Origin of the sequence: Bacillus aerolatus, assembly GCF_009183655.1 — a bacterium.
In the GTDB taxonomy this organism is placed as follows: Bacteria; Bacillota; Bacilli; order Bacillales; family Domibacillaceae; genus Pseudobacillus; species Pseudobacillus aerolatus.
Genome location: NZ_WEIO01000006.1, coordinates 212,874 through 223,038, shown reverse-complemented (window position 1 = coordinate 223,038; position 10,165 = coordinate 212,874). Strand labels below are relative to the sequence as shown.

6 protein-coding genes and 2 pseudogenes are annotated in these 10,165 nt (G+C 38.5%); 5 read left to right on the top strand and 3 right to left on the bottom strand.

All coding sequences use genetic code 11. The features are described from left to right. From F9802_RS19965 to F9802_RS12065, 3 genes and pseudogenes are all read left to right on the top strand, one after another. Positions 1–210, top strand: a pseudogene (locus F9802_RS19965) (cupin domain-containing protein); the annotation flags it as partial. Positions 211–336: 126 nt separating this feature from the next. Next, positions 337–1,644 carry a uracil/xanthine transporter gene (locus F9802_RS12070; RefSeq protein ID WP_225435324.1) on the top strand — a complete coding sequence of 436 codons (1,308 nt, stop codon included), beginning with the start codon at positions 337–339 and terminating at the stop codon, positions 1,642–1,644. A gap of 244 nt (positions 1,645–1,888) precedes the next feature. Continuing rightward, positions 1,889–1,969, top strand: a pseudogene (locus tag F9802_RS12065) (YjcZ family sporulation protein); the annotation flags it as partial. 316 nt (positions 1,970–2,285) lie between these two features. On the opposite strand, the gene F9802_RS12060 reads toward F9802_RS12065, so the two are convergent. After that, the gene (locus F9802_RS12060) at positions 2,286–3,263 is read right to left on the bottom strand and encodes a S8 family peptidase (protein ID WP_152152257.1); all 978 of its coding nucleotides are present in this window, start codon (positions 3,261–3,263) and stop codon (positions 2,286–2,288) included. An 808-nt stretch (positions 3,264–4,071) separates the two neighbouring features. Between F9802_RS12060 and F9802_RS12055 the strand changes: the two genes are divergently transcribed. Further along, complete coding sequence (locus F9802_RS12055; protein WP_225435332.1) at positions 4,072–4,983, top strand: endonuclease I family protein; 912 nt, start codon at positions 4,072–4,074, stop codon at positions 4,981–4,983. A 170-nt stretch (positions 4,984–5,153) separates the two neighbouring features. On the opposite strand, the gene F9802_RS12050 is transcribed toward F9802_RS12055, so the two are convergent. Next, positions 5,154–6,650 (bottom strand): S-layer homology domain-containing protein, encoded by a 1,497-nt coding sequence (locus tag F9802_RS12050; RefSeq protein ID WP_152152252.1) that lies wholly within the window; start codon positions 6,648–6,650, stop codon positions 5,154–5,156. A 265-nt stretch (positions 6,651–6,915) separates the two neighbouring features. Here F9802_RS12050 and F9802_RS12045 point away from each other — a divergent pair, with 265 nt between their 5' ends. After that, positions 6,916–7,584, top strand: a complete 669-nt coding sequence (locus F9802_RS12045) for a carboxymuconolactone decarboxylase family protein (RefSeq protein ID WP_152152250.1) — start codon at positions 6,916–6,918, stop codon at positions 7,582–7,584. Positions 7,585–7,837: 253 nt separating this feature from the next. Here F9802_RS12045 and F9802_RS12040 read toward each other — a convergent pair whose 3' ends face one another. Next, positions 7,838–10,015 (bottom strand): FUSC family protein, encoded by a 2,178-nt coding sequence (locus F9802_RS12040; protein WP_152152248.1) that lies wholly within the window; start codon positions 10,013–10,015, stop codon positions 7,838–7,840. Positions 10,016–10,165: the final 150 nt, after the last annotated feature.

Genomic DNA, 10,165 nt, shown 5'->3' with positions numbered 1-10,165 from the left:
TCGGCTGTCGATGATATTTGGGTTTGCATTGAAGGGGAGGGAACGTACTTCCCAGACTTAGAGAATGAAATCCCGATCAGAAAGGGAATGGTATGCCTGGCCAAGCCTAACCAAATTCACGGAATGCGTAATACAGGAAGTGGCAGATTTATGTTTGTGGGTTTTGCTGCTGGTCAATCACCGGCAAATATGGATATAACAAGATACTAGATTATTAAATAATGAAAAATAAAGAAGCGATTGTAATGAAGACAGTCGCTTCATTTTGTATTTGGCAATGAAATACATATAAATTCAAGCAATCATTCATAATTGTTTTTGAAGGCGGTGTTGATTATGATGGCAAAGCAAAGAACTGCTGTCACATTATTGTCCTCTTTTCAGTGGCTTTTTTTTATTTTTGCCAATACGGTTGTTGTGCCAATTTCTGTTGGAGCTGCGTTCCAGCTTCCAGCAGAAACAATTGAAATGACGATAAGATGCTCTTTTATTATTACGGGAATTGCTTGTATTCTGCAGGCGTGGATTGGACATCGTTATCCTTTATTGGATAGCCACTCGGGATTAATGTGGGGCTTAATATTAAATATGGGTATTTCCGCTTCTGCTCTTGGGATGGACTTCGCAACGGTTGGTGGAGGCATTGCAACAGGTATTTTGCTGGCAGGAGCTGTCACCGTTCTAATTGCGGCATTCAATCTTATTTCCATCATTCAGAAAATCATTACGCCGATGGTAATGAGCGTCTATATATTCCTGCTAACTTTTCAGCTCGTTTTTATTTTCTTTAAAGGGATGTTTAAAGTAACTGAAAGCGGGACAATTGATCTCCCTGTCAGTTTATTTTCAATTGGAGTTGTTATTTTCGTGAGCTTATTAAGGATTAAAGGAGGAAACGGACTAGGCAATTTTTCGATTTTGATCGGAATTATCGTGGGCTGGTTATTATATCGAATGATTTTCCCATCTGACCTTCCAGTGGAAAGTTCTGCCGGCATGGCATTTACCTTCTTTCCATTTGGAACTCCAAACTTGGAGCTGGGGATTATTTTCGTCTCTTTTATTGCCGTCCTTCTGAATTTAACGAACACTTTTACTTCCATTCAGGCGGCTGCTGATGTATACAAGGAAAAGGTGGAAGAAAATCAATATAGAAGATCCATTTTTATAACGGGTATTTTTGCATTTATTTCCGCGATTTTTGGCTTGGTTCCTTATACGCCCTTTACATCTACAATAGGGTTTTTAGAAAGTACAAAATTATTAAAAAGAGAACCATTTATTATTAGCGGATTCTTGTTTACTCTTCTCGGCATTATTCCGTCCATAGGGGGATTTTTAGGAACAATGCCACTAACAGTAGGTAACGCTGTTTTATTTGTCGCTTACCTTCAATTGTTTGGAACTGCATTAAACAGCTTAAAGGGAACGTTTTTTAATTCTGAAACGATCTTCCGTTTAGCAGGCCCAGTACTAATTGGTGTCAGCATTATGAATATCCCGCCAATCTTATTTGGCAGCGTTCCGGTTCTTTTGCAGCCTTTAATTACAAATGGCCTCATTATGGGTGTATTCATATCGATTTTTTTGGAGAAATTCATCAATTGGGATAAATTAACGAATAAATTAGAAGTCGGACAGTAAGCAGACCATTTTTTGGTTTGCTTTTCGCTTGAAAAGAAAATTGGGTTTATTTAATAAACTTTTAAAAGGATTTCCTTACTTTTTTAATTGAAAATAGGAGAAGTTTTATTGCAAGATATGAAAAAATAAAATTCCGCATAATACCTAATGTACTTGTCCTATACAAACTTTAATGTAGAAGCATAACTTATTAATGTAAGAGCTCTTACAAAAAAATTGAAGAGGAGGTATGAATATGTCTAACGGTTATGGTTATGGAAATGGATTTGCTTTAATTGTTGTATTGTTTATCTTATTAATTATTGTCGGAGCAGCATGGCTCTAATAAGATAGGAGTTTTTAGAAAATAAAAAGGGGGCTGACTTACCAAGGTATAGGTCAGCCCTTAATAGATAATCAAGCTCCAATAAAGTAGAGGATAAAAAAGAAAAATAAAAGCCGATTAACCCTTTAGCATAAGGAATTAATCGGCTTTTTTCATCCGAAAGTCGGCTTAACGTATTTTTCCGTGGAACCCCACAAGTAAGGGTAATTACTTCTCAGACTGTTGCAAGAGGGCTCACGTGCGAAGAGGTGATGTCGGCTCCCTCTCATACAATCAGGACTGCAGAATGACATGCTTGCACTTGAATGGAGTTGTTTTAGCTGATACTTCCCTGCTTATTCAAGAGCATGGTTTTAACTTCTTGATCAAATACTTTGGCCAAATGGTCGAGGACTGTTAAATAAATCAGTCCGTTTCCTTCAAGCTTTGGAGAGTTCCCCAGTGGAACGGTTCTTTTAATTAATTGAGCATAGAGCTCAGATTCTGAAAGCTTCCGTTCAAAACTGTTGTTCGCCAGATTCTTTATAAGAGCAAGAGCTCCAGAAACATGGGGTGCAGCCATGGAAGTTCCGCTTAAAGTAGCATATTTTCCGTTTAAATACGTAGAAAGAATTCCTTCACCCGGAGCAACTAAATCGATTTCATTATGGGAATTAGTAAAATCGGAAGAGCGCCGCTCAAGATTAACCGCACCCACACTAATGACTTCATTATAGCAGCCCGGAAAGGCGAATTCATCAGTTGAATCGTCGCCGTCACCTTCATTCCCTGCTGCGCAAACTACGAGTATATTGTTAGTGACAGCTTTTTTGACCGCTTCATAAAGTTCAGGAGTATCATTTGGACCTCCTAGTGACATGGAGATAATATCTGCTTTTTGTTCTATGGCATAATTGATTCCATTGATAATCCAATCATATTGTCCAGAGCCTTTTTTATTCAATACTTTTACAATAAGCAAACTTGCTTCAGGAGCGACTCCGATTACGCCGTTATCATTTTCTTTGGCAGCAATCGTACCGGCAACATGAGTTCCATGTCCATTGTAATCCTTGAATATATCGGGGTTGCTTCCATCATCATCCGTAAAATTTCGCCCGCCTATAATCCGTTCCTGTAAATCGGGATGTGAAATATCGCAGCCTGTATCCAGGACAGCCACCGTCATACCTTTTCCCTTTGTTTCGCTCCAAATCTTAGGCGCCTGTATCAATTCCACACCTTTGGGAACTTCTTTTACTTTCTCTGCCTGTTCAATCACCTGGTATGGAATGACTCGAACATAATGCTTCATTTTTTTCCCTCCTCAAGAGATTAAATTGAAGCTAATTCTAGTTGTTACCCACATTTTAACAGTTTTTATTATTTTTTGATAGTTTCATTTGTAGGATCATTTAATAGATTTTCAGTACAAAAGTGATCCGAAAGTTTGATTATAGCTACTTGAATTCTATTTTCCTTGCCTGCTCTTATGGAAGGTATTAGCCAAGTGACGGCCGGTTTCCGCTGAATAGATCCTTAGATTAAAGAAAACAAATAATAGATCGGGATGAAAGCCGAACATTTTTTTGTGGAATATAAACCCAGATTACCTTAGAGCATGATATAATAAAAAGAACAATAGAATAGGGTTTCTCAAGGGTGGTCAGCACATCCTCGGCAGAAAGGAGGGGGAGTGCTCGTGACGGTCTTTGAAGCGTTGATGTTTGCGTGTACTTTTGCAAGCTTGATCATAGTAATGCTGTCATTTGACCATAAAAAATAACCCACCCTTGAGCCTGCAAGCATGAGGGGTGAGTTGAGTTCCTTCTTATAGCTTATAGCGATCGCCCTAGCAGGGAACCGTCTATTGTATGGACCGTTTGGTGTTCCAGCACCGGCGGTCTTTTTCATTATATGCTACTTTATAATTATATAATACCCGAAATCAAGCAACGTGATCAATAAAAATGTCGAATTCCAACAAAGTTGTTTATTTACAATAAATTTGTATAAAAAGTAATAAAGATGTTAAATCTTTAATTTTTCTTATGCTGCTTTAGGTGCCCTTTACGGTCAGCGATTATAAAATGAAACAAGAAAGGGGAAGCATATTGGATAACATGAAAAGAGAAGCTGCAAATAAAAAAGTAGATTTAACCGCCGCATTATTAGAATTAAAGTATAATAAAAAGAGAATTGAAAATGAAAAAGAGTATTATGACGAGGAAAAGGATCAGCGTATAATCTTAAACTATTATTATGAAATTCATTTTAATGAAGCGGACAAAAAAGAATTGTTTAAACAATTGAATCAGTTAGTTACTAATACACATGGTGATCAGCTTCCTTACAACTCCAAAACTCGAAATTATCTTTATTCATCGGTCGATCTTCAGGCTGACGGGAGCTTGAAGAGCATATATTCAGGAAAAGAAAAGGACCCTGAACAAGTCATAAAAGAAGATTACGAAGCAGACTGGAAAAAAGAAAAAGCTTATGACGAGTGGTTAAAAAGTGACCTGAAAAACGATAGTGGTATACAAGGGGCGATGGCATCCATTGAAAGTGAAAATATGTATAATTGCGAACACGTAGTTCCACAATCATGGTTTGATAAGCGTAATCCGATGAGAGGAGATTTGCATCATCTTTTTACGTGTGAAAAAGAATGCAATTCATTAAGGTCCAATCATCCCTATTATGATTTCACCGACTATTCTCCTAAAATGGAGACGGAAGTGATCAAAACGCAATGCGGAAAATACGAAGCAGCTAAGTTTGAACCTGAAAGCGGCAAAGGAGAGGTTGCCAGAGCAACATTGTATTTTTTATTAAGGTATCCGAGAGAAATCAGCCGATACAGCAATAAAGACATTGAACTGTTGTTAAAATGGCATAGTGATTATAAAGTATCTATTTATGAAAAACACCGCAACAAGGCTATTTTCGATATTCAAAAAAACAGGAATCCCCTAATAGATTTTCCGCAACACGCTGACAAAATCGATTTTATGCTAGGTTTATCAGAATGATTGAGTAGAATTGAAAATTTAAGGGCTGTGTGGCCGCATATATAGAATGAAAAACTCGTAAGCAGGTGTGTGAATAAATTAAAAAGACGCTGCGACTACCCACAGCGTCTTTTCGTATTTACAACTGCTTGTTGCTCCAAACTCCATTTTTAATGTGATTTCAAATTTTTCTATTGAACATCTTTTTGCAACGCTCGAGTTAAAAAGGCCGAAAATTGCCCTCTTGTGACACCTTCTTTTGGTTTGAATGTATGATCCGGATATCCTACTGTAATTTCAGCAGCGAGGATTTTTTTTATGGAATCATAAGCGGTCATGTTCTTTGATACATCGCTGAAATAGATATCTGCCGTTCCTTGCAGTTTAAAAGCTCTTGCTAAGAAAATAGCCATGTCACCACGGGTAACGGTTTGATCTGGGCGGAATTCACCACTTGGATAACCGGAAATAATGCCGTTCTTATATGCTGCCGCAATATAGCCGGCTGCTTTTGAAGAAAATGGAACATCACTAAATGCTGTCTTCGTCGAATCAATTGGCAGTTCTAAAGCGCGGCCAATCATAATAGCAGCCTGTGCTCTAGTAACTGTTGCACCTGGACGGAATGTACCGTCCGGGAAACCCGCAATAATGCCTTTTTCACTTAATGAATAGATTTCGTTGTAGAATCGTTCACTTTCTAATATGTCGGAGAAAGTGAGTAAGGGTTCTGTCTGTTCAATTTTTTTTGTAATGTATGCGGAAGAAATATAGCCCTCAGACTTTTGGTCAGCCGTTTTAACAGGATACCATACAAATTGGTTTTCATTTGAGGATTGATCATATGAAAAGTTCCCATTAATGATCAAGATGGTATTGTTGGCTAGCTTATTTCCACTTTTGGAAGTACCGGGCTGCGGACGTAAACTTACACCATCTTCTGTTACAACTACCTTATCTCCCTTTTTAAAAAGATAGGCAGAATCATGCGTCTGGCCAGTTACTGTATATTCCCGCTTTAGAAACTCAATATTTTTGCTGCTGTTTGGATCATACTTAAAGTCAGTTGTGCTAAAAGGGAACTGCGCTAATTTAGTATCGTTTAAGAAACTATGTTGTTCAATATAAGCAAAGACTTTTTCTTGGTAGGCATTTTTATTTTTCTCCCCATTAAGTTGGTAAAGTGGACTGTTTACAGGCTTTATGCCGTTATAAGCCATGACAGGGAAGTACCAATTTTCAATAACTTGTTTTCCCGCACCTTTTATTTTCGGAAGGTCTGTTTTTGTGCGGTCATACATACTATTAAGGATTTCAATGCCTGCCTCGATATTGTAGTATATATCGTTTTTTAATTTCTCTTGATCGTAGTTTGATTGATTGGTAATTTGCATAAGACCAATTCCGCCGTCTTCAGAGATGACAGTCTCGCCCTTATCATTAAATTGTCTCCAATTACCATTTTCTTGCGTAGCTACAGCTTTTACTACTTCAGGAGGAATGTCTGCTTCTAAAGCGGCGTTCGTCAGTAAGCAATTGACATGTTGAAAAGAAGGATTTTCATTTGGCTTAATTTCACCATATGATGAGCATTTGGAGGACCAATCTGTCTCCGCAGAAGCTTCTCCGTAAAACAAACCAGTTGTTATACAAGTTAATAACCCAGCCCTCAGCAATACTGATTTCATTATTTCATTCTCCAATCTATTTAGTTAGTAAACTATATATAACTTACCACAATAAGTTATTTTTTTCATGCGTGTTCAATCGTATTGCTAAGCAAGTTAATGTAACAAACTGATCTCTCAATCAATAACTTAAAAGTTTTTCAAAGAAGCATTGATATTTCACTTAAAATTCATATTTGACAGTCTATTCTGACGAGTATATGATGGAACCAATTGAAAATAAATAGTTTATTTCTTATCGAGGGACTGGGGGAGGAAAATAATAATGACAGTAGCGCAAAATGTCGATAGTCTGTACAAAAAATCAAATATAAATCGGATTTCTGAGCTTGGTCAATTAGCTCCTGAAGCATTTAAAGCTTTTTTTAACTTTAATGGAAAGGCTCTTGCGGAAGGAAAGTTGACCGCCAAATTGAAAGAACTGATTGCGATTGCGGTCGCCCACGTAACAGGGTGCCCCTATTGCATTGATATTCATGTCACAGATGCCAAAAAGCAGGAGGCGACTAAAGAAGAAATGGCGGAAGCTGTACTCGTGGCAACTGCCCTTAAGGCAGGATCTGCTCTAGCTCATGGAGTGAATGCCTTGAACTCTTTTGACGGCCAAGAGAATGATGAACTGTATAAGGCTACATATTTTAAAAGACTTGCAGAATTCTCTAAATTAAATGGAGATGCATTCAAAGCGTTTATTGACTTTGACCAACAGGCTCTAAAAGCCGGAAAATTAAGCGTCAAAGAAAAAGAGCTGATCGCCGTCGCCATAGCTCACACAACGGGATGCCCGTACTGCATTGATCTGCATACGAAGGCTGCAAAAAAAGCGGGTTCTAGCTTAGAAGAAATCGCAGAAGCCATTTTCGTTGCCGTCGCCCTTAAAGCAGGATCTGCTTTAGCTCATGGAGTGAATGCATTAAACGCCTATACTGAATAACCGTTTAAATGAATACAAAAAAGAAGGCTGAGAGTGATTCTGCCTTCTTTTTTTGTTTGTTCGCTATAGATGGAGACTCTCAATCATGTAAAAGCACTTTATAATGCTTTTGCCGGTGGATATAACCTTGTTTGGAAGATATCGGGCACGGGGCGTCTTTAACAAGTTTTTGGTGCTTTTTTATATTTTCTTTAGAGAATCTATTAGTTGGTCCGGAAACCGAAAGAGATGCCGTGACTACTCCATAAATGACCTACTCCTTCTCCACAGCTCCTAAATCAATGCCTAACGCCACAAGTGATTGATTAATCCGCCACACATAATAGAGGTGATGGATAAGGTCACGCTGGGATTGGTATCTACTAGGAGCAAGTCGTTCAATTTGTATTCGCTCTTTGTTAAGGTTATAGACAGTGGCCGTGCGTTCTGTTCCTTTAATGAGTTTGCTTAAGGTTTTGATGTTATAGTTCACCTTTTCTTCTAACTGTATAAAGACCTCTACTAATTCTTCCGGATAATTAAAATTCTTTCGATACGATGAAGCAACCAAATGTCTGGCAAAGTAATTCAGCGCTGTAAATATCGTAATCCAGCGGGCAATGCCCGAGTGGCTGAGGGCTCCGGGCCGCTGAAGAAGTGAACGAGCCTCCTCCTTTATTGACTGAAGTTTGTGGTTCATTTTAAAAGCACTATCTGTGAGCCCGTTGACGTTTACATCCTCTCTAAACCCCCTTAAATAGTTCGTCACATAAGGATTAAGCTCGTCTAAAAAGTCAACACAGGCCTCGATTACTCTTTCTTTTGTTTTTTTCGGAAAAATAACAGCTGAAACAGCCAAAGCAATAGCTGCACCTGCAACCGTATCTATTATCCGAGCCCATAATAATGGAAAGCTGATTCCGTTGAGTATTAGGTCGTACATAAATGCAAGAAGCATCGTAATAAACATACTCATTAATGTATAAGAGACGGAAAAAAAGTAAAACGCTAAAAAAACAACTGAAAACAAAAGAATGACTTCAGTTACAACGTGATCAGAAACCAACTTTGCTAGTGCAAAGCCTATTACCGCTCCAACGACCGTTCCGAGAGAGCGTTGAAATCCTTTAATATAAGTTCGTCCAACGGATTCGGTTCCCAGCAGAACGATGTATGCTGTCAGGAGGACCCAGTAAGGATAGGCGGGCGAGATGATCTGGCCGACGATAATCGATAAGATGCTGACGATCAAAGCTTGCAAAGCCTTTTTTGTTGAGGGTTTCAGACCTTCCGCTTTGTCTTCTTTATTAGAAGAGTCTTTTTCCTCGCGAATGTCTTCTTTCACTTCTAGTTTGTCCTCGGCATGCTTTCGCTCATGAAGAGCTTGCTGAATAGTCGTTGCTCCTTCAACAACATGATTGGCAATGGATTCAATCCGGCGAATTAAGAATAGCCAGCCTTTTGGCTGTTCTTGTTGATTGAGAAGATCCGTTATAACAAAACGAAGAGCGAGTACTGCTTTTTCTGCTTCTTCTAAATTTTGCTCTTCATAGTTTTGTGCTAGTACCTCTACATCACGGAGAGACTTCACTACCCAGGCAAGCAGTCGTCTTAATTCAACTGTTTCGAATGCTTCGGCCTTTTTCAAACGTTGAATGGAGTCAGTCAGCGTTTCCACAAGCATTTCTGTATCAAAAATGTACAACTGTAACTGGGCGGTCTCCAAAGACGGCCAAATTTCTTTTATATCCTGTTCGTTTAAGTCCTCAGAAACGGCTCTCGCATATTCACTAAGCTTTTGGACGTTTTTCTTCAGCTTTTTTATGCGTCTTGTGTTTGTACCTTGAATCACTTTTACTAATAGGTCAAACGTAAGATTGATTTGAATATGAAAGGAGCGCATACTTCTTTTAAGAATTCGGGCAGAATCTTTAAATAGAAAAAAATTATTCACAAACGCATAGGCTGTTCCGATCGTAATGCCTACGTAAAGCCAGGGCAATTGGGTTAAAGAAATTTTTAAAACAGAAGAAATATAAATCGTCATCAAGCCAATCATGCTGAGGGAAAAATACCGGGAACCAAATCGTGAAAAATAAAAGCTGCTAAAAACAATGAGTATCATAAGCACGTCTATATAATAAGCATTTCCAGCCAGTAAGAAGCCAGATGTAACACCAAAAGCAGCGGAAACACCTACCAATAAAGTCGTCACTTTCTTTTTTCTCTTCGTCTGATCTTTGACAACGGTGATGCCCATCAGCCCAACCATACCAGACACGATCACCGGAGTGAAAAGGGCATTTTCCGCTGTGTGCAAAACAAACAGCATCGTAAAGACGGACAATATTAAGCTAATGGTTGCTTTTCCAGCTTGCTGGAATCTTTTTCGCCCCGGATCAGAAGCCAGCAGCTTCCTGATCCAGTGGTGGTTTATATGTAAATGTCCCATTGCATCATCGCTCTTTTCAAAAGCTTTATTCTTACGGAATCCATAACTAGTTCTTTCATTAATTTGTTTGCCAATTCTTTTAAGATCAATTTAATGCCAATGAATTTCACCATCATGATCAATAAAGTGAGTCTAAAAACATTATTCCCC